The organism is Burkholderia arboris, assembly GCF_038723655.1.
Taxonomy (GTDB): Bacteria; Pseudomonadota; Gammaproteobacteria; order Burkholderiales; family Burkholderiaceae; genus Burkholderia; species Burkholderia arboris.
The window spans coordinates 525,074-544,909 of the sequence record NZ_CP109821.1; the positions used below are offsets into that span (position 1 = coordinate 525,074).

Genomic DNA, 19,836 nt, shown 5'->3' on the forward strand with positions numbered 1-19,836 from the left:
CTGGATCTTCGGTCAGAGAACCGGGAATCGACGCGAAATGAGCGCTTTATTCGGCGCGTCCACGTAAAATTTGCGAACCCCCATCTCTGCATTCAAAACGATGAACGCCGCCATTCAGGTAGCCCGGGCCGTCTGCCCGCATGATTGTCCGGACACGTGCGCAATGCGTGTGACCGTCGAGAACGGCAAGGCGATCAAGGTCACGGGCGATCCCGACCATCCGCCGACGCAAGGCGTGTTGTGCACGAAAGTCAGCCGATATGCGGATCGCGTTCATCATCCCGATCGCCTCACTGTCCCGCTCAAGCGCGTCGGCGCGAAGGGCGAAGGGCGCTTCGTGCCGATCAGCTGGAGCGAGGCACTCGACGAGATCGGACGCCGCCTGGGTGAAATCGCTGCGCGTTCGCCGGAAGCGATCGTGCCGTACAGCTACGCGGGAACGATGGGGCTCGTGCAGGGCGAGGGCATCGCCCAGCGCTTCTTCCACAAGCTCGGCGCATCGCGGCTCGAGCGTGCGATCTGCGCGGCCGCCGGCGCGGCAGGGCTGCGATACACCTATGGCGGCAGCCTCGGCATGCACCTCGAGCACTTCGAGGAAAGCGAGCTGATTCTGATATGGGGCGCGAATCCAATCGCGTCGAGCCTGCACTTCTGGACGCGCGCACAGGAAGCGAAGCGCCGTGGCGCGCGGCTTGTCGCGATCGACCCGTATCGTTCGCTGACCGCAGAGAAGTGCCATCAGCACATTGCACTGAAGCCCGGTACCGATGGCGCATTTGCGCTCGGCATGATGCATGTGCTGATCACCGAAAACCTGCTCGATCACGACTACATCGCGGACCACACGCTTGGTTTTGATGCGCTGAAGGCCCGCGCGATGTCCTATCCGCCGGAACGCGTTGCGCAGATCTGCGGCGTCGACGCGTCGGAGCTGATCGATCTTGCGCGCCGCTATGGGGCGACCCGCAAGGCATCGATCCGTCTCAACTACGGCATGCAGCGCGTTCGCGGCGGCGGTAATGCGGTGCGCGCGATTGCGAGCCTGCCTGCGTTGACGGGGGCGTGGCGGGACCGGGCCGGCGGGGTGTTGCTGTCGTCGTCGGAGTCCGCGCCGGTCAACCAGGCTGCGCTGTTGCGTCCGGATCTGATGCCGGGCTGGCCACACAAGCTGCCGCGCATCATCAACATGAACGCGATCGGTGACGCACTGCTGCATCCGGGTGACGCGACGTTCGGGCCGAAAGTCGAAGCGGTGATCGTGTACAACTCGAATCCGGTCGCGGTCGCGCCGGATTCTTCGAAGGTTGCAGCCGGTTTTGCACGTGACGACCTGTTCACCGTCGTTCTTGAACATTTCAAGACAGATACGGTCGATTTCGCCGACCTTGTGTTGCCGGCGACCACGCAGCTCGAACACCTGGATGTCCATAAATCGTACGGCCATACCTACGTGATGGCGAACCTGCCGTCGATTCCGCCGGTCGGCGAGGCGCGACCGAATACGGAGATCTTCCGTGGTATCGCGCGCAGCATCGGGCTCGACGAGCCCGCGCTGTATCACAGCGACGAAGATGTCGCGCGTGCGGCGCTTCGCTGGGACGATCCGGCGCTCGATAGCGACTGGGACACGTTGAAGCGGGAAGGGTGGCTGAAGCTCAAGCTGCCGGAGGCGCCGTTCGCGAACGGCGGTTTCCGTACGCCATCGGGCAAGTGCGAGTTCTACAGTCCGCGGCTCGAGCAGATGGGCATGGACCCTGTTCCCGACTACCTGCCGCCGTTCGAATCGGCCGAAGCGGCGCCCGAGCTCGCCGCACGCTATCCGCTCGCGATGATTTCGCCGCCGGCCCGGCACTTCCTGAACAGCACGTTCGTGAACGTCGACAGCCTGCGGACGACGGAAGGGGAACCGCACCTCGATATGCACCCGTCTGACGCGGATGCGCGCGGCATCGCGGAGGGCGACATCGTCCGCATCTTCAACGACCGCGGCTCGATGCAGGCGCTCGCCCGGATCACCGATCGCGCACGCGCGGGGCTCGTCGTCGGGCTGTCGATCTGGTGGAAGAAACTGTCGCCGGACGGCAGGAACGCGAACGAGGTCACGAGCCAGGCGCTGACCGATCTGGGTAATTCGGCGACGTTTTACGATTGTCTTGTGGAAGTTGAGCGAATTTGATCGAATATCACCGTATGATCAGACAAATCGACGCGGAAGTTCGAAGTGGACATCTAACCCTGTTGTCTCGGGGCGGGGGAGCCGTTACGATGCGTTTTAGCACGACCATTCGAAAATCTGTGAGGAGACGCGCAGTATGGACAAAATTTGGCTGAAATCGTACCCACCCGGCGTTCCAGCCGAAATTGACTCGTCTCCTTATCCCTCTGTCCCGGACCTGCTCGACGAGAGCTTCCGGCAGTATCGCGACCGTACCGCGTTCGTCTGCATGGGCAAGGGCATCACGTACGGCGAACTCGACAAGCTGTCCCGCCAGTTCGGCGCCTGGCTGCAATCCCGCGGTCTGGCCCGCGGCGCACGCGTCGCGATCATGATGCCGAACGTGCTGCAGTACCCGGTGACGATCGCCGCGGTACTGCGTGCCGGCTACACCGTCGTCAACGTCAACCCGCTCTATACGCCGCGCGAGCTCGAGCATCAGCTGGAGGACAGTGGTGCCGAGGCGATCGTCATCCTCGAGAATTTCGCGTCGACGCTGCAGGCCGTCATCGCCAATACGGCTGTCAAGCACGTCGTCGTCGCCTCGATGGGCGACCTGCTGGGTATCAAGGGGTGGCTCGTCAATTACGTCGTGCGCAACGTGAAGAAGATGGTGCCCGCGTGGCAGTTGCCGTCGTTCACGCGCTTCAAGGCTGCGCTGTCGGAAGGCGCGCGGCAGACGTTCAAGCCGCAGAAGATCGGCCCCAACGACGTCGCGTTCCTGCAATACACGGGGGGTACGACGGGTGTTGCGAAGGGCGCGACGCTGCTGCACCGGAACATCGTGTCGAACGTGCTGCAGGCTGGCGCCTGGCACCATCCGGCGCACGAGAAGTACCCGGACGTGAAGCAGTTCGTGACGGTTGTCGCGCTACCGCTGTATCACGTGTTTGCGCTGACCGTCTGCGGCTTCCTGACGATGCGCACGGGTGGCATGGGCATCCTGATCCCGAACCCGCGCGACATCGCCGGCATGATCAAGGAGCTGAAGGGCTACCAGATCTCGACGATTCCGGCGGTCAACACGCTGTACAACGCGCTGCTGAACCATCCCGAATTCAATCAGCTCGACCTGTCGAAGCTCGTGATCGCCAATGGCGGCGGCATGGCGATCCAGGAGGGCGTCGCGAAGCGCTGGTATGAAAAGACCCGTACCGCGATCATCGAAGGATACGGGCTGTCCGAAACGTCGCCGGTGGCGACCTGCAACCCCGTGACGGCAACCGAGTACAGCGGGACGATCGGCCTGCCGCTGCCGTCGACCGAAGTCGCGATCCGCGACGATGCCGGTAACGACGTTGCGCTCGGCGAGCCGGGCGAGATCTGCATCCGCGGGCCGCAGGTGATGGCCGGCTACTGGAACCGGCCGGACGAGACCGCGAAGGTCATGTTCCCGGACGGCTTCTTCAAGACGGGCGATGTCGGCGTGATGGACGCGCGCGGTTACGTGAAGATCGTCGACCGGAAGAAGGACATGATCCTTGTGTCCGGCTTCAACGTGTATCCGAACGAAGTCGAGGACGTCGTGGCGTCGCATCCGGGCGTGTTCGAGGTGGCAGCGGTCGGGGTGCCGGACGAGCATTCCGGCGAGGCAGTGAAGCTGTTCGTCGTGAAAAAGGATCCGGCGCTGACCGACAAGGACATCCTTGCCTACTGCAAGGAGCGGCTCACCGGGTACAAGCGGCCGAAGCTGGTCGAGTTCCGCACGGAGCTGCCGAAAACGAACGTCGGCAAGATCCTGCGGCGCGAATTGCGCGACGGTCGCGCGTAACGAAGACGGTTGAACGAAAAAAGCCCGGTAGAAGCCGGGCTTTTTTGTTTGCGGCTACCGGCGGGTGTCCGGGAGCGGTTGCTTCCCTTCCTGCGGAGATCGGCAGCCTTGCATTTCAATCTGATGGCGGTCGCAGCGCGCATGCGCTGCGACCTGCCGACCTGCCGACCTGCCGACCTGCCGACCTGCCGACCTGCCGACCTGCCGACCTGCCGACCTGCCGACCTGCCGACCTGCCGACCTGCCAACCTGCCAACCTGCCAACCTGCCAACCCGCCAACCCGCCAACCCGCCAACCCGCCAACCCGCCAGCCCGCCGGCGTTGCCGCCACTCCGGAAAAGAAAAAGGCGCCCGAAGGCGCCTTCAATATGCTGCGGCTTGTCAGGCAAGCTGATTAGAACTTGTGACGGATACCGACGCGCGCTGCGACCTGGTTGGCGGAGCTCGAACCTGCGAGACCGTTGATCGCTGCGGTTGCCTTCAGGACGTTGCCGTCCGCGTCGAGCACGCTGCCCGAAGCGTGTTGGTACACGCCGATTGCGTAGACGTCCGTGCGCTTCGACAGGAAGTAGTCGACGCCCAGCGAGCCTTGGTGGTACTTGGCTGCCGAGTTACCGTCGATCTTGCTGCCTTGCGTGTAGTCGTACGCTGCGCCGAGAATCAGCGCCGGGGTCAGCTGATACTTGAAGTTGATTTCGCCGTTGTTGAACGTCGCGGTCTGGTTCACGAACGGGCCTGCCGAGAAGCCCTTGAACTTCGTGTTCGAGTACGTCGCGCCGATCGTTGCTGCGCCGAACGTGTAGGCGCCGCCTGCACCGATGACCTGGTACGTGTTCGCGTTGTTCGCGTACGCGCCGTAGATCGGCGACGAAACCGACGACGATGCCGAGCCGTTGTTGAACATGCCGCCGAACTGGTTCGGCGTACGTGCGTTCAAGTAACCGACGCCGAGGACCAGCGGGCCGTTGTTGTAGCCTGCGCCGAGCGACCAGACCTGGTTCTTCGAGAACTGGCCTGCCTGGCCGCCGAAGCTGTACAGGCCGCCGAACGTGATGCCGCCGTAGCTCTGGCTCGTGAACTTGACCGCGTTGTTCACGCGATACGCGTTGTTGAAGTTGTCCAGGTCGCCCGGGTGAGCGGCGATGTAGCCGCCCCACTGGTCGCCTGCCTCGAGCGGGCCGACGAAGTCGACGACGGAGTCGTACTGGCGACCCAGCGTGACCGTGCCGTACGGGCTCGACAGGCCGACGTAAGCCTGGCGACCGAACATCAGGCCGCCCTGACCGAGCTTGCCGCTGTTCACGTCAAAACCGTTTTCGAGAGTGAAGATCGCCTTCAGGCCGCCACCGAGGTCTTCGGTGCCGCGCAGGCCGAAGCGGCTGCCTTGCATCACGCCGCTTGCCATGCTGTAGAGGTGCTTGCCGCCTGCGTTGTTGTTGAAGAGCAGGCCTTCATCGATGATGCCGTAAAGCGTCACGCTGCTTTGCGCTTGGGCAGCGCCAGCGAACGCGCCCAGCGCGACGAGCGCGAGAAGCGACTTTTTCATTAACGGATCTCCAAGAATCACTGAATTTTTTTGGCGGGGCAGATAGTTATGTTCTGTTGACGGGCCCCATCAACTTCGCAAGAAGTCGGACGTAATGTAGCAAAACCGTTTTTTGCCACAAAGCGAAATGCCGCAGCTCAAGGCCGCCATGTTTCCTTTATGCAACAATGGTTAAAATCACGGGTTAACCGCAATTTCCGCTGAATAATCAAGTCGGTTACGCAGCGGACTCGTGCCCTTGCCGCTCGCGGCGGCACCAGCAGCCAGGAGAACAGGAACGTGTTGGATGAACTGATCAGCGAATTCGATCGCGGCTTGCGATCGCTGACCGGCATTAGCCGGATGAGCCGCCCGGTGCCCGCGCCGGCCGTGGTGCCGGACGTCGAGCTGACGCCCGCGGAGCGCACGCATGCCGCCGGGCTGATGCGCGTGAACCACGTTGGCGAGGTCTGCGCGCAGGCGCTTTACCAGGCGCAGAAACTCACTGCGCGCACGGCGTCGGCGAAGGCGATGTTCGAGGAGGCCGCGCGCGAGGAGGAAGATCACCTCGCATGGACCGCGCATCGCCTGAAGGAGCTCGACTCGCGCCCGAGCCTGCTGAACCCGCTGTGGTATGCCGGCGCGCTCGCGATCGGCGTGGCGGCCGGCACGCTCGGCGACAAGGTCAGCCTCGGCTTCATGGCCGAGACGGAGCGGCAGGTCGAGAATCACCTGGAAGGCCACATGTCCGAGCTGCCGGCGACCGACGCCGCGTCACGCGCGATCGTCGACCAGATGCGGATCGACGAGGTGAAGCACGGCAAGGCCGCGACCGATGCCGGCGGCATCGAGCTGCCGCTGCCCGCGCGGATGCTGATGCGCGCCGCGTCGAAAGTCATGACGAGCACTGCGTACTATCTCTGAGATTTGCGCCGGGGTGGCGTGGGACGCCGCCCCGGTTCGCCACCCCCGATACCGCCCGCGTACTCCTCGTTTTCCCGCCCCCGAAAGCCCCGTCCGCACGCCTGTCTGGCTCGTCTTTCTCACGTATCACCTTCACAAGTTGCACTAGCTCATTCATTTATAACGGTTTTTGAAATGAGGGGCCGCATGAGCATGTGCGCGTAAGTCCTTGTTCTAACTAACAAAATTCGTCAAAAAAGCGGGCCGCTCCCTTGACCGTGCCACACCCTTCCTCTAAAGTGGGAGACAGTGTGAGAAAGTGTATTTTTGTGTGATTTAGCGGGCTGTTCCGGCTAAATTCTCAGCATTGAGCGGGTGCTTCGGTGCCCTGAACGGGAGAGCGGAAAGTGTTCCAAGGGGCGTCGGCGCTGACGCTCGATGCGAAAGGGCGGATGTCGGTGCCGGCTCGCTATCGCGAAGCGCTGCAAGGACAGGCAGAAGGACGGGTGACTGTGACCAAGCACCCGGACGGCTGCCTGTTGCTGTTTCCGCGCCCCGAATGGGAAGTATTCCGCGCCAAGATCGCCGCGCTGCCGATGGACGCGCACTGGTGGCGGCGAATTTTTCTCGGCAATGCGATGGATGTCGATCTCGACAGCGCGGGCCGGATTCTTGTATCGCCCGAGCTGCGCATGGCAGCCGGACTGGAAAAGGAAGTCATGTTGTTGGGAATGGGTAGTCACTTCGAGCTGTGGGATTCGCAAACCTACAACGCGAAGGAGCAGGCGGCGATGGCGCAGGGCATGCCCGACGCGCTGAAGAATTTCACGTTCTGATTGCGGTGACGGAGACGCCCGCGATGGGAAATGAACTGCGGCATCGGACGGTGCTGTTGGATGAGGCGGTCGAGTCGCTCGTGACGCGGCCGGACGGCGTGTACGTCGACGGAACGTTCGGGCGGGGCGGTCATAGCCGCGCGGTGCTCGCGCGGCTGGCGTCGGCCGGACGGCTGATCGCGTTCGACAAGGATCCGAGGGCGATCGAGACGGCGCAGGGCATCGAGGATGCGCGCTTCTCGATCGTGCATGACAGCTTTGCATCGATGCGCGACGCGCTTGCGGCGCGCGGCGTCGAGAAGGTGTCGGGTGTGTTGCTGGACCTGGGCGTGTCCTCGCCGCAGGTGGACGATCCGGCGCGCGGCTTCAGCTTCCGCGCCGATGGTCCGCTGGACATGCGAATGGATCCGACGCGTGGCGAGTCGGCGGCCGAATGGCTCGCGCGGGCTTCGGTGCAGGAATTGACGGAGGTGATACGGGATTATGGGGAAGAACGGTTTGCTTTTCAGATTGCAAAGGCGCTTGTTGCTCGCCGGGCAGAGTCCGACCGTCTTGGGCCTCTCGACACCACGGGCGAGCTTGCCCAAATCGTGGGTCACGTCGTCAAAACCCGTGAGAAGGGCAAGGATCCGGCAACCCGCACCTTTCAGGCTATACGGATTCACGTCAATCAAGAGCTTGCGGACCTGCAAGTCGTACTAGACGCGGCACTGTCGTTGCTGGAGCAAGGGGGGCGGCTGGTGGTCATCAGCTTTCATTCACTCGAGGACCGGATCGTCAAGCGATTCATGCAGGCGCACGCGAGTGCGCCTGCGGTCGATCGCCGCCTGCCGATCCGCGCCGTCGACCTCCCGAGCCCGCCGCTCAAGATCATCAGCCGCCAGTTTCCGAGCGACGCGGAAGTCGCGGAGAATCCGCGCGCCCGCTCGGCCGTGATGCGCATCGCGGAGCGCGTCACGCCATGAGCCGCTTCAATATCTTCCTGCTGATCATCGTGATGGGGTGCGCGCTGTCGGTCGTCAACTCGACGAACCAGCAGCGGCAGATCTTCATCCAGCTGCAGCGCGCGCAGTCGCAGGAGCGTCAGCTCCAGCAGGACTACGCGCAGCTTCAATATCAGCAGAGCGCGCTGTCGAAGACGTCGCGCATCGAGCAGCTCGCGAACGATTCGCTGAAGATGCAGCCGATCTCGACCGGCCGCACGCAATACCTGACGCTGGCGCCGGGCGCCGCGAAGGCGATCGACGCGCCGATCCCGGCTTCGGCCGACACGGCAGGCAAGGGCAAGGGGGGCGCGCGATGAAGCCATCCCAGAAGCGCCAGAACGTGAAGTTCTCGTCGAGTCCCGTGCTGGGCGTGCATCTGCCGATGTGGCGCTCGAAGTTTGTCGTGTTCCTGCTGTTCATGGCGTTCGTCGCGCTGGCCGCGCGGGCGTTCTGGATCCAGGGGCCCGGCAACGCGTTCTACCAGAAGCAGGGCGAGAGCCGCTACCAGCGCACGCTCGAACTGCCCGCGACGCGCGGCAAGATCCTCGACCGTAACGGGCTCGTGCTCGCGACGAGCCTGCCCGTGCGCGCGATCTGGGCGATTCCCGACGCGGTGCCGGACGATCTCGACACCGACAAGGTCAACCAGCTCGGCAAGCTCCTCGGCATGACGCCGAAGGAACTGCGCGTGAAGCTGTCGGAAGACAAGGGGTTCGTGTACGTGAAGCGCCAGGTGCCGCTCGACGTCGCGGACAAGGTCGCTGCGCTCGACATCCCCGGCATCTACCAGCGCAACGAATACAAACGTTTCTATCCGGAAGGCGAGATCACCGCTCACCTGATCGGCTTCACGAACGTCGAGGACGAAGGGCAGGAAGGCGTCGAACTCGGCGACCAGAAGATGCTGTCCGGCACGTCGGGCGTGCGTCGCGTGATCAAGGACCGGATGGGGCACATCGTCGAGGACGTCGCCGAGCAGATCCCGCCGCACAACGGCACCGACGTCGACCTGTCGATCGACAGCAAGATCCAGTACATCGCGTACGCGAACCTGAAGGCCGCCGTCGAGAAGTTCAAGGCGAAGGCCGGCGCGGCGATGGTCGTCGACGTGCGTACCGGCGAAGTGCTCGCGCTCGTCAACTATCCGACGTACAACCCGAACGACCGCTCGCGCATGACGGGCGAGCAGCTGCGCAACCGGATCATGACCGACGTGTTCGAGCCGGGCTCGATCATGAAGCCGTTCACGGTGTCGCTCGCGCTCGACCTGCATCGCGTGACGCCGAACACGCTCGTCGAAACGGGCAACGGGCACTTCGTGCTCGACGGCGCGCCGATCACCGACGACGCGGGCTTCGGCACGCTGACGGTCGGCGGCGTGATCCAGAAGTCGAGCAACATCGGCGCGACGAAGATCGCGATGACGATGCGGCCCGAGGAAATGTGGAATATGTATACGAGCATCGGCCTCGGCCAGGCGCCGAAGGTCGGGTTCCCGGGCGCGGTGGCCGGCCGCCTGCGTCCGTGGAAGAGCTGGCGCCGCATCGAGCAGGCGACGATGTCGTACGGCTACGGCCTGTCGGTGTCGCTGTTCCAGCTCGCGCGTGCATACACGGCGATCGCGCACGACGGCGAACTGATGCCCGTGACCATTTTCAAGACCGACCCCAATCAGCCGATCGTGGGTACGCAGGTGTTCAACCCGACCACCGCGCGCGAAGTGCGCGCGATGCTCGAGACGGTGGTCGCGCCGGGCGGCACGTCGCCGGACGCGGCCGTGCCGGGCTATCGCGTCGGCGGCAAGAGCGGTACCGCGTACAAACATGAAGGGCACGGCTATACGCGCAAGTACCGCGCGTCGTTCGTCGGGATGGCGCCGATGCCGAATCCGCGCATCGTCGTTGCGGTGTCGGTCGACGAGCCGACCGCCGGCAGCCACTTCGGCGGCCAGGTGTCCGGCCCCGTATTCTCGGCGATCGCCGGCGACACGATGCGGGCACTGAACGTGCCGCCGAACATGCCGATCAAGCAACTCGTCGTGTCTGACGATTCGCCGGCAGCGCCGACCGCAACCGGGCCGCAAAAGCTGGCCGCGGGGAGCGGTGCGAAGCATATGATCGTGTCCAGCACGACGCGTAATTCACCAGGAGTTGTTCGATGAGCGCCGCCCGCAGTTCCCATCCGGCGCATCAGCAGATCGCAGCCGCGCTTGCGTGGCTGCGTCAGCATGTGACCCCCGCGGCGCACCTGCATGCCGACACGCGCAGCCTCAAGGTGGGCGACGTGTTCGTCGCGTATGCGGTCGACGGGGCAGACAACCGTGCTTTCATCGGCGACGCCATTGCACAAGGTGCGGCCGCCGTGCTGTATCAGCCGGAAGGGCTGGCCGCCGCGCCGGCCGCGCCCGTCGCGTTCGCGGTGCCGGCGCTCGACCAGCTCGCCGGCGAGATCGCCAGCGGCTGGTACGGCGATCCGAGCGACAGCCTGCTCGCGGTCGGCGTCACCGGCACGAACGGCAAGACGTCGTGCACGCAATGGATCGCCGCCGCGCTGACGGCGCTGCACCAGCCGTGCGCGCTGATCGGCACGCTCGGCACCGGCATGCCGGGCCATCTCGTGCCGACCGGTTTCACGACGCCCGACGCGTCGCAGCTTCAGCGCAGCCTTGCGCAGTTGCGCGACGCGGGCGCGAAGGCCGTGGCGATGGAAGTGTCGTCGCACGCGCTGCATCAGGGCCGCGTGAACGGCACGTCCTTCGATATCGCGGTGTTTACGAACCTCACGCAGGATCACCTGGATTATCACGGCACGTTCGATGCGTACGAAGCCGCCAAGGCGAAGCTGTTCGCGTGGCGCGGCCTGCGCGCGGCGGTGATCAACCGCGACGATGCAGCCGGCCGGCGCCTGCTCGAAAAGCTGGCCGGCCGCGTGCGCACGATCGCGTACGGAATCGGCGACGCATCGGCGCCCGAGGCCGATCGTGAGTTGACTGCGCTCGACGTGCGCGCCACCGCGACCGGCACGGCGTTTCGCCTGCGTTCGTCGTGGGGCGACGCGGACGTCGAAGTCGGTACGCTCGGCACGTTCAACGTCAGCAACCTGCTTGCCGTGCTCGGCTCGCTGCTCGCGGCCGACGTGCCGTTCGATGCGGCGCTCGCCGAGATCGAGCGGCTCGAGTCCGTCAACGGCCGGATGCAGCGGCTCGGCGGCCGGCTGCAGAACGACGAGCCGCTCGTCGTGATCGACTACGCACACACGCCCGACGCGCTCGAAAAGACGCTCGACGCGCTGCGCCCGATCGCCACGGCGCGCGGCGGCCGGCTCGTCTGCATGTTCGGCTGCGGCGGCGATCGCGATGCGACGAAGCGCCCGCTGATGGGCGCGATCGCGGAACGGCTCGCCGATGAAACCGTCGTCACCAGCGACAACCCGCGCAGCGAGGATCCGCAGCGCATCATCGACCAGATCGTCGCGGGCATGACCGCGCCCGGTCACGCACGCCGCATCGAGGATCGCGCGAGCGCGATCCTGCAGGCCGTGCGCGGCGCCGCACGCGAGGATGTCGTCGTGCTGGCCGGCAAGGGCCACGAGGCCACGCAGGAAATCATGGGCAAGAAGCGTACGTTCTCCGACCAGGATCACGCGCGGCTCGCGCTGGCAGCGCGCGCAACGCACGGCAAGGGAGGCGGCGAATGACGATGCTCGGTCTCGGCGAAGCCGCCCGCCTGATTCCCGGCGCCACCGTCCACGGCGACGCGGGCGTCACGTTCGACCGCGTGTCGACGGACAGCCGCACGGCCGGCCCGGGCGACCTGTTCGTCGCACTGAAAGGCGAGCGCTTCGACGCGCACGACTTCCTTGGCGACGTCGCCGCGCGCGGCGCTGCCGCGGCGCTCGTCGCGCACGTGCCGGCGGGTGTCGCGATGCCGATGATCGTCGGCGGCGAAACGCGTGCCGCGCTCGGCGCGCTTGCACACGGCTGGCGCATGCGATTTCCGCTGCCGCTCGTCGCGGTGACGGGCAGCAACGGCAAGACGACCGTCAAGGAAATGATCGCGTCGATCTTCGCGGCGGCGGTCGGTGCCGATGCGCGGCTCGCGACGGCCGGCAACCTGAACAACGATGTCGGCCTGCCGCTGACGCTGCTGCGCCTGTCGGCCCAGCATCGTCTCGCGGTGATCGAGATCGGGATGAACCACCCGGGCGAGACCGAAGTCCTCGCGCGCCTCACGGCGCCGACGGTCGCGCTCGTGAACAACGCGCAGCGCGAGCACCAGGAATTCATGGCGACGGTCGAAGCCGTCGCGCTCGAACACGCGGCCGTGATTCATGCGCTGCCGCCTGACGGCGTCGCGGTGTTCCCGGCCGACGATGCGTACGCGGGCATCTGGCGCGTCGCGGCGACCGGCAACCGGATCCTCGATTTCGCGCTGCACGACGCCGACCGGCAGAACGACGCGCAGGTCATCGGCCGCCTGCACGGCGGCGAACTCGCGATCGACACGCCGGCGGGCGCCGTCACGGTGCGGCTGCGCGCGCTCGGCGAGCACAACGCACGCAACGCGCTGGCCGCGACGGCCGCGGCGCTCGGCGCCGGCGTCGCGCTGCCGGCGATCAGGCAGGGTCTCGAATCGTTCGAACCGGTCAAGGGCCGGCTGCAGGTGAAGCAGGCGATTGCCGGCGGCCTCGCGGGCGCGACGGTCGTCGACGATACGTACAACGCGAATCCCGATTCGATGCGGGCCGCGATCGACGTGCTCGCTGCACATCCGGCGCCGCGCGTGCTGGTGATCGGCGACATGGGTGAAGTCGGTGACGAAGGGCCGGCTTTCCATCGCGAGATCGGCGCCTATGCGCGCGATCGCGGAATCGACGCGCTGTTCGCGCTCGGCGACGCATCGCGCGACGCGTGCACGGCGTACGGCGCAACCGCCCGTCACTTCGACGACGTCGGTGCGCTCGTGCCGGCGCTGCTCGCGGCCGGCTACGGCGCGCAGGCGACGGTGCTCGTCAAGGGCTCGCGGTACATGAAGATGGAGCGCGTGGTCGACGCGTTGACGAACCAACCCGCGGCGGGCACGGCGCCCGCGGCACACTGAGTAGAAGGAAGGAAGCATGCTGCTGGCGCTGGCGCAATGGCTGCAAGGAGACGCAAGCTTTTTGCGCTTGTTCACGTACCTCACGTTCCGGGCGGTGATGGCCACCATCACCGCGCTCGGGATCGGGCTCGTGTGCGGACCGTGGGTGATCCGCAAGCTGACGCAGATGAAGGTCGGGCAGGCCGTGCGCAAGGACGGCCCGCAGACCCACCTCGTCAAGTCCGGCACGCCGACGATGGGCGGCGTGCTGATCCTGATCGGCATCGCGGTCGCGACGCTGCTGTGGGGCGACCTGACGAACCGTTTCATCTGGATCGTGATGCTCGTCACGTTCGGCTTCGGCGTGATCGGCTGGGTCGACGATTACCGCAAGGTCGTCCACAAGGACCCGCGCGGGATGTCGTCGCGCGAGAAGTATTTCTGGCAGTCGGTGATCGGGCTGTTCGCGGCCGTCTACCTGGCCTTCAGCGTGTCCGAGGCGAACAACGTGCGCGTGTTCGACCTGTTCATGGCGTGGGTGAGGAGCGGGCTGTCGATGGGGTTGCCGGCACGCGCCGACCTGATGCTGCCGTTCCTGAAGTCGATCAGCTACCCGCTCGGCGTATGGGGCTTCATCGTGCTGACCTATTTCGTGATCGTCGGCGCGAGCAACGCGGTGAACCTGACGGACGGCCTCGACGGCCTCGTGATCATGCCGGTCGTGCTGGTCGGCGCGTCGCTCGGTGTGTTTGCGTACGTGATGGGCAGCGCGGTCTATTCAAAATACCTGCTGTTTCCGCACATCCCGGGCGCGGGCGAACTGCTGATCTTCTGTTCCGCGATGGGCGGGGCAGGGCTCGCGTTCCTCTGGTACAACACGCACCCCGCGCAGGTGTTCATGGGCGACGTCGGCGCGCTGGCGCTCGGCGGCGCGCTCGGCACGGTCGCGGTGATCGTGCGCCAGGAAATCGTGCTGTTCATCATGGGCGGCATCTTCGTCGCGGAAACGCTGTCGGTGATGCTGCAGGTTTCGTGGTTCAAGTACACGAAGAAGCGTTACGGCGAAGGGCGGCGCCTGCTGAAGATGGCGCCGCTGCATCACCATTTCGAATTGTCCGGCTGGAAAGAAACGCAGGTGGTCGTGCGTTTCTGGATCATCACGCTGATGCTGTGCCTGTTCGGTCTGACCACCCTCAAGCTGCGGTAAAGGAAAGGTAACAAGGATGTCTGGCGAGATGTTTGGAGATCGGCAACGGCCGATGGTGCTCGTACTGGGGCTCGGTGAATCGGGTCTCGCGATCGCGCGATGGTGCGCGAGGCACGGGTGCCGGCTGCGTATTGCCGATACCCGCGAGGCGCCGCCGAACCTTGCCGCACTGCAGGCCGAAGGCATCGATGCGGAATTCGTCGGCGGGGCGTTCACGCCCGCGCTGCTCGACGGCGGTGTCGAACTCGTCGGCCTGAGCCCCGGCCTGTCGCCGCTCGAACCGGCGCTCGCGGCGCTGGTCGCGGCCGCGCACGAGCGCGGGATCGCGGTGTGGGGCGAACTGGAATTCTTCGCGCAGGCGCTGCGCGCGCTCGGCACGAGCGGCTACCAGCCGAAGGTGCTCGCGATCACCGGCACCAACGGCAAGACCACGACGACGAGCCTCACGGGCCTGCTGTGCCAGCGCTCGGGCAAGAAGGTCGCGGTCGCCGGCAACATCAGCCCGGCGATGCTCGACCGGCTCGCGAACGCGATCGACGAAACCGCGCTGCCCGACGTCTGGGTGCTCGAACTGTCGAGCTTCCAGCTCGAGACCGCGCGCACGTTTGCGCCCGACGCGGCCGCGATCCTCAACATCACGCAGGACCACCTCGACTGGCACGGCAGCTTCGACGCGTACGCGCAGGCAAAGGGCCGGATCTTCGGCGCGACGACGACGCGTGTGCTGAACCGCGACGATTCGGCCGTGATGAAGTTTGCGCCGGCGGCCGGCGCGGCCGATGCGCCGCGCACGGTCACGTTCGGCCTGAACGAACCGGTGCAGGACGGCGACTACGGGCTGTCGCGCGACAACGGCATCGCATGGCTGGTGGAAGCCGTCGATCGCGACGCGCCCGATGAAGTGACGACGACCCGCCGCCGCAAGCGCGACGCCGCGCATACGCCCTACATCGCGCAGAAGCGCCTGATGCCGGCCGACGCGCTGCGGATTCGCGGGCTGCACAACGCGGCGAACGCGCTGGCCGCGTTCGCGCTCGCACGCGCGATCGACCTGCCTGCCGCACCGCTGCTGCACGCGCTGCGCGAATACCGCGGCGAAGCGCATCGCGTCGAAGTGATCGCGACGATCGACGACGTCGACTACGTCGACGACAGCAAGGGCACCAACGTCGGCGCGACGGTAGCCGCGCTCGACGGGCTCGCCCAGAAGATCGTGCTGATCGCGGGCGGCGACGGCAAGGGGCAGGATTTCGCGCCGCTGGTCGCGCCGGTCGCGCGCTGGTGCCGTGCAGTGATGCTGATCGGCCGCGACGCGCCGGCGATCCGCGACACGCTTGCCGAAACGGGCGTGCCGCTCGCCGACCACGCGACGCTCGAAGGCGCAGTGCACGCGGCGGCCGGTCTCGCGGAGCCGGGCGACGCGGTGCTGCTGTCGCCCGCGTGCGCGAGCCTCGACATGTTCAGGAACTACGCCCATCGCGCGGATGTGTTCCGCGCGGCGGTCGACGAAATCGCCATCGACAAAGGAGCGACGCCATGAGCTGGTCCGATCGCCTCGTCTCCCGTTTCAACGACCGGCGCGACACCGGCGGCAATGCCGCGGGCGGTCGCGTCGCGTCGGCCACGCGCGCCGCGACGGGCGGCCTCGCGAGCGTCGTCAACGGCGTGCGCCCGAGCCGTTCGCGGATGCTCGACTTCGACTACTCGCTGTTGTGGGTCGCGATCGCGCTGCTCGGGCTCGGCGTCGTGATGGTGTATTCGGCGTCGATCGCGATGCCCGATTCGCCGAAATACGCGTCGTATCACGATTACGCGTTCCTGATGCGCCACTGCATCTCGCTCGCCGTCGCGTTCGTCGCGGCGGTGATCGCGTTCCGCGTGCCGGTGTCGACGTGGGACAAGTACGCGCCGCATCTCTTCCTGATCGCGCTCGTCGGCCTCGTGATCGTGCTGATCCCGCACGTCGGCAAGGGCGTGAACGGTGCGCGCCGCTGGATTCCGCTCGGCATCACGAACATGCAGCCGTCGGAAATCATGAAGCTCGCGGTGACGATCTACGCGGCGAACTACACGGTGCGCAAGCAGGAATACATGCAGAGCTTCGCGAAGGGCTTCCTGCCGATGGCGTTCGCGGTCGGTCTGGTCGGCGCGCTGCTGCTGCTCGAGCCGGACATGGGTGCGTTCATGGTGGTCGCCGCGATCGCGATGGGCGTGCTGTTCCTCGGCGGCGTGAACGGCAAGCTGTTCGGCGGTCTCGTCGCGACGGCGGTCAGCACGTTCACGATGCTCGTGTGGCTGTCGCCGTGGCGTCGCGAGCGGATCTTCGCGTATCTCGACCCGTGGGACGAGCGCTACGCGCAGGGCAAGGCATACCAGCTCACGCATTCGCTGATCGCATTCGGCCGCGGCGAGTGGTTCGGCGTCGGTCTCGGCGGCAGCGTCGAGAAGCTGAACTACCTGCCGGAAGCGCATACCGACTTCATCCTCGCGGTGATCGGCGAGGAACTCGGTTTCGTCGGCGTGCTGGTCGTGATCCTGCTGTTCTACTGGATCGTGCGCCGCGCGTTCGAGATCGGCCGCCAGGCGCTCGCGCTCGACCGCACGTTCGCGGGCCTGATGGCGAAAGGCATCGGCATCTGGTTCGGCGCGCAGACGTTCATCAACATGGGCGTGAACCTCGGGCTGCTGCCGACCAAGGGCCTGACGCTGCCGCTCGTGAGCTACGGCGGCTCGGGCATCCTGCTGAACTGCGTCTCGCTCGCGGTGCTGCTGCGGGTCGACTACGAAAACCGGGTGCTGATGCGCGGAGGGAAGGTATGACCGCGTCGCAACGCACGCTGATGGTGATGGCAGGCGGCACCGGGGGCCACGTGTTCCCGGGGCTCGCGGTCGCGCACCGGATGGAAGCGGCGGGCTGGCGCGTCGTATGGCTCGGCAATCCGGCCGGGATGGAAGCGACGCTCGTGCCGAAGCACGGCATTCCGATGGAATACGTGCGGTTCGGCGGGCTGCGCGGCAAGGGCCTGAAGACCAAGCTGACGCTGCCGGTCAACCTGCTGCGCGCATGCTGGCAGAGCCTCGGCGCGCTGCGCCGCGTGCGGCCGGACGTCGTGCTCGGGATGGGCGGCTACATCACGTTCCCGGCGGGCGTGATGACCGCGCTGTCGGGGCGTCCGCTCGTGCTGCATGAACAGAATTCGATCGCGGGCCTGACGAACAAGGTGCTCGCGAAACTCGCGAAGCGCGTGCTCGTCGCGTTCCCCGGCGCGCTGCCGCACGCGGAATGGACGGGTAACCCGATTCGCGCGGAACTTGCGCACACGGAGCCGCCCAAAGCACGCTATGCGTCGCGCAGCGGCCCGTTGAACGTGCTGGTCGTCGGCGGCAGCCTCGGTGCCGCCGCGCTGAACGAAGTCGTGCCGCGCGCGCTGGCGCTGCTGACGCCGGGCGAGCGCCCGCGCGTCGTGCACCAGGCCGGCGTGAAGCACATCGAAGCATTGAAGTCGAATTACGAAGCGGCCGGTTTCGCGGCCGGCGAAGACGTGCGGCTCGTGCCGTTCATCGACGACATGGCGGCCGCGTATGCGGCGGCGGATCTGGTGATCTGCCGGTCGGGTGCGATGACGGTGTCGGAGATCGCGGCGGTGGGCGTGGCGGCGCTGTTCGTGCCGTTCCCGTACGCGGTCGACGATCACCAGACGACCAACGCCGCGTTCCTCGCCGATGCGGGTGCGGCCGTGCTGGTGCAACAACGCGACCTGTCGGCGGAACTGCTTGCCGACTGGTTGCGCGGCCAGTCGCGGGCGTCGCTCGCGGACATGGCGGAACGTTCGCGCTCGCTGGCGAAGCCCGAGGCCACCGACGAAGTCGCGCGCGTGTGCGCGAAAGCGGCCGGCGCGAACCTGGAAACACTGCAATGAAACACATCGTCAAACACATTCATTTCGTCGGGATCGGCGGCGCGGGCATGAGCGGCATCGCCGAAGTGCTCGTCAATCTTGGCTACGAGGTCAGCGGCTCGGACCTGTCGCGCAATGCGGTGACCGATCGTCTCGAGGCGCTCGGCGCACGGATCGCGATCGGCCACGACGCGGCGAACATCGCGGGCGCGAACGCGGTCGTCGTGTCGACGGCCGTGCGTTCGGACAACCCGGAAGTGCTCGCCGCGCGCCACCAGCGCGTGCCGATCGTGCAGCGCGCGGTGATGCTCGCGGAACTGATGCGCCTGAAGCAGGGGATCGCGATCGCCGGCACGCATGGCAAGACCACGACGACGAGCCTCGTCGCGAGCGTGCTCGCGGCGGGGGGCCTCGATCCGACCTTCGTGATCGGCGGCCGGCTGATCAGCGCCGGCGCGAATGCGCGACTCGGCACGGGCGACTTCATCGTCGCCGAGGCCGACGAGTCGGACGCGTCGTTCCTGAACCTGTATCCGGTGATCGAAGTCATCACGAACATCGATGCCGACCACATGGACACCTACGGCCACGATTTCGCGCGGCTCAAGCAGGCGTTCATCGAATTCACGCAGCGCCTGCCGTTCTACGGCAGCGCGGTCGTGTGCGTCGACGATCCGAACGTGCGGCAGATCATCCCGTTCATCTCGAAGCCGGTCGTGCGCTACGGCCTGTCGCCGGACGCGCAGGTGCGTGCGGAAGACATCGACGCGCGCGACGGCCGGATGCACTTCACGGTAGTTCGCGAAGGGCGTGCGCCGCTCGCGATCGTGCTGAACCTGCCGGGCCTGCACAACGTGCAGAACGCGCTCGCGGCGATCGCGATTGCGACCGATCTCGGCGTGGCGGACGACGCGATCCAGCAGGCGCTCGCGGAATTCAACGGCGTCGGCCGGCGCTTCCAGCGCTACGGCGAGGTGCCGACCGCGGACGGCGGCCAGTACACGCTGATCGACGACTACGGCCATCACCCGGTCGAGATGGCCGCGACGATCGCAGCCGCGCGCGGCGCGTTCCCGGGCCGCCGCCTCGTGCTGGCGTTCCAGCCGCACCGCTACACGCGCACGCGCGACTGTTTCGACGATTTCGTCAACGTGCTGTCGACGGTCGATGCGCTGGTGCTGACGGAAGTCTACGCGGCCGGCGAGGCTGCGATCCCGACGGCGAGCGGCGACGCGCTGTCGCGTGCGCTGCGCGCGGTGGGCAAGGTTGACCCGGTGTTCGTCGCGACGGTCGACGACGTGCCGGCTGCATTGGCGAAGGTCGCGCAGAACGGCGACGTGGTGATCACGATGGGTGCGGGCTCGATCGGCGGCGTGCCGGCGAAGCTCGTGCAACACATTCAACAGAAGGCATGA

The 19,836-nt window shown here is 66.2% G+C and carries 16 protein-coding genes; 15 read left to right on the top strand and 1 reads right to left on the bottom strand.

Features of this window, described 5'->3' with window-relative positions; translation table 11 throughout:
- The first annotated feature begins 100 nt into the window (after positions 1 to 100).
- From OHZ10_RS02545 to OHZ10_RS02555, 3 genes are all read left to right on the top strand, one after another.
- A complete protein-coding gene (locus OHZ10_RS02545; protein WP_342703521.1) occupies positions 101 to 2,176 on the top strand; it encodes a molybdopterin oxidoreductase family protein in 2,076 nt (691 codons plus the stop codon).
- 136 nt (positions 2,177 to 2,312) lie between these two features.
- Positions 2,313 to 3,986 (top strand): long-chain fatty acid--CoA ligase, encoded by a 1,674-nt coding sequence (locus OHZ10_RS02550; RefSeq protein ID WP_342703522.1) that lies wholly within the window; start codon positions 2,313 to 2,315, stop codon positions 3,984 to 3,986.
- Positions 3,987 to 4,094: 108 nt separating this feature from the next.
- Positions 4,095 to 4,385 (top strand): hypothetical protein, encoded by a 291-nt coding sequence (locus tag OHZ10_RS02555; protein WP_342703524.1) that lies wholly within the window; start codon positions 4,095 to 4,097, stop codon positions 4,383 to 4,385.
- Here OHZ10_RS02555 and OHZ10_RS02560 read toward each other — a convergent pair.
- A complete protein-coding gene (locus OHZ10_RS02560; RefSeq protein WP_174993302.1) occupies positions 4,382 to 5,533 on the bottom strand; it encodes a porin in 1,152 nt (383 codons plus the stop codon). The two genes, OHZ10_RS02555 and OHZ10_RS02560, sit on opposite strands and share 4 nt — an antisense overlap.
- A gap of 279 nt (positions 5,534 to 5,812) precedes the next feature.
- On the opposite strand from OHZ10_RS02560, the gene coq7 reads away from it, so the two are divergent.
- The 12 genes from coq7 (at position 5,813) to murC (ending at position 19,836) form a co-directional block, all read left to right on the top strand.
- On the top strand, positions 5,813 to 6,436 hold the full coding sequence (coq7, locus tag OHZ10_RS02565) for a 2-polyprenyl-3-methyl-6-methoxy-1,4-benzoquinone monooxygenase (RefSeq protein WP_059236340.1): 624 nt from the start codon (positions 5,813 to 5,815) through the stop codon (positions 6,434 to 6,436).
- Positions 6,437 to 6,822: 386 nt separating this feature from the next.
- Positions 6,823 to 7,251 (top strand): division/cell wall cluster transcriptional repressor MraZ, encoded by a 429-nt coding sequence (gene mraZ, locus OHZ10_RS02570; RefSeq protein WP_006487094.1) that lies wholly within the window; start codon positions 6,823 to 6,825, stop codon positions 7,249 to 7,251.
- A gap of 23 nt (positions 7,252 to 7,274) precedes the next feature.
- Complete coding sequence (gene rsmH / locus OHZ10_RS02575) at positions 7,275 to 8,216, top strand: 16S rRNA (cytosine(1402)-N(4))-methyltransferase RsmH (protein WP_059236338.1); 942 nt, start codon at positions 7,275 to 7,277, stop codon at positions 8,214 to 8,216.
- Positions 8,213 to 8,554: a cell division protein FtsL gene (gene ftsL, locus OHZ10_RS02580; RefSeq protein WP_059236336.1), complete on the top strand. Its 342-nt coding sequence runs from the start codon at positions 8,213 to 8,215 to the stop codon at positions 8,552 to 8,554. The genes rsmH and ftsL overlap by 4 nt, the downstream gene beginning before the upstream one ends.
- Positions 8,551 to 10,398, top strand: coding sequence for a penicillin-binding protein 2 (locus tag OHZ10_RS02585; protein ID WP_342703531.1), 1,848 nt, complete (start codon positions 8,551 to 8,553; stop codon positions 10,396 to 10,398). Before ftsL ends, OHZ10_RS02585 begins: the two co-directional genes overlap by 4 nt.
- On the top strand, positions 10,395 to 11,933 hold the full coding sequence (locus OHZ10_RS02590) for a UDP-N-acetylmuramoyl-L-alanyl-D-glutamate--2,6-diaminopimelate ligase (protein ID WP_342703532.1): 1,539 nt from the start codon (positions 10,395 to 10,397) through the stop codon (positions 11,931 to 11,933). The genes OHZ10_RS02585 and OHZ10_RS02590 overlap by 4 nt, the downstream gene beginning before the upstream one ends.
- On the top strand, positions 11,930 to 13,336 hold the full coding sequence (locus OHZ10_RS02595) for a UDP-N-acetylmuramoyl-tripeptide--D-alanyl-D-alanine ligase (RefSeq protein WP_059236329.1): 1,407 nt from the start codon (positions 11,930 to 11,932) through the stop codon (positions 13,334 to 13,336). The genes OHZ10_RS02590 and OHZ10_RS02595 overlap by 4 nt, the downstream gene beginning before the upstream one ends.
- 16 nt (positions 13,337 to 13,352) lie before the next feature.
- A complete protein-coding gene (gene mraY / locus OHZ10_RS02600; protein WP_006477019.1) occupies positions 13,353 to 14,522 on the top strand; it encodes a phospho-N-acetylmuramoyl-pentapeptide-transferase in 1,170 nt (389 codons plus the stop codon).
- A gap of 28 nt (positions 14,523 to 14,550) precedes the next feature.
- Positions 14,551 to 16,062: a UDP-N-acetylmuramoyl-L-alanine--D-glutamate ligase gene (gene murD / locus OHZ10_RS02605; protein ID WP_342703536.1), complete on the top strand. Its 1,512-nt coding sequence runs from the start codon at positions 14,551 to 14,553 to the stop codon at positions 16,060 to 16,062.
- Complete coding sequence (gene ftsW, locus OHZ10_RS02610; RefSeq protein ID WP_342703537.1) at positions 16,059 to 17,342, top strand: putative lipid II flippase FtsW; 1,284 nt, start codon at positions 16,059 to 16,061, stop codon at positions 17,340 to 17,342. Before murD ends, ftsW begins: the two co-directional genes overlap by 4 nt.
- Entirely contained in the window at positions 17,339 to 18,442 is a 1,104-nt protein-coding gene (murG, locus tag OHZ10_RS02615) for an undecaprenyldiphospho-muramoylpentapeptide beta-N-acetylglucosaminyltransferase (protein ID WP_059236322.1), read from the top strand. Before ftsW ends, murG begins: the two co-directional genes overlap by 4 nt.
- Positions 18,439 to 19,836 (top strand): UDP-N-acetylmuramate--L-alanine ligase, encoded by a 1,398-nt coding sequence (murC, locus tag OHZ10_RS02620; protein WP_174993297.1) that lies wholly within the window; start codon positions 18,439 to 18,441, stop codon positions 19,834 to 19,836. Before murG ends, murC begins: the two co-directional genes overlap by 4 nt.

Bases quoted from the DNA above. Each gene is read 5' to 3' on its own strand.
- rsmH (WP_059236338.1), top strand. From the start codon at position 7,275: ATGGGAAATGAACTGCGGCATCGGACGGTGCTGTTGGATGAGGCGGTC.
- ftsL (WP_059236336.1), top strand. From the start codon at position 8,213: ATGAGCCGCTTCAATATCTTCCTGCTGATCATCGTGATGGGGTGCGCG.
- murC (WP_174993297.1), top strand. From the start codon at position 18,439: ATGAAACACATCGTCAAACACATTCATTTCGTCGGGATCGGCGGCGCG.
- OHZ10_RS02585 (WP_342703531.1), top strand. From the start codon at position 8,551: ATGAAGCCATCCCAGAAGCGCCAGAACGTGAAGTTCTCGTCGAGTCCC.
- OHZ10_RS02590 (WP_342703532.1), top strand. From the start codon at position 10,395: ATGAGCGCCGCCCGCAGTTCCCATCCGGCGCATCAGCAGATCGCAGCC.
- OHZ10_RS02545 (WP_342703521.1), top strand. From the start codon at position 101: ATGAACGCCGCCATTCAGGTAGCCCGGGCCGTCTGCCCGCATGATTGT.
- OHZ10_RS02560 (WP_174993302.1), bottom strand. From the start codon at position 5,533: ATGAAAAAGTCGCTTCTCGCGCTCGTCGCGCTGGGCGCGTTCGCTGGC.
- mraY (WP_006477019.1), top strand. From the start codon at position 13,353: ATGCTGCTGGCGCTGGCGCAATGGCTGCAAGGAGACGCAAGCTTTTTG.
- murD (WP_342703536.1), top strand. From the start codon at position 14,551: ATGTTTGGAGATCGGCAACGGCCGATGGTGCTCGTACTGGGGCTCGGT.
- OHZ10_RS02550 (WP_342703522.1), top strand. From the start codon at position 2,313: ATGGACAAAATTTGGCTGAAATCGTACCCACCCGGCGTTCCAGCCGAA.
- OHZ10_RS02595 (WP_059236329.1), top strand. From the start codon at position 11,930: ATGACGATGCTCGGTCTCGGCGAAGCCGCCCGCCTGATTCCCGGCGCC.
- murG (WP_059236322.1), top strand. From the start codon at position 17,339: ATGACCGCGTCGCAACGCACGCTGATGGTGATGGCAGGCGGCACCGGG.
- ftsW (WP_342703537.1), top strand. From the start codon at position 16,059: ATGAGCTGGTCCGATCGCCTCGTCTCCCGTTTCAACGACCGGCGCGAC.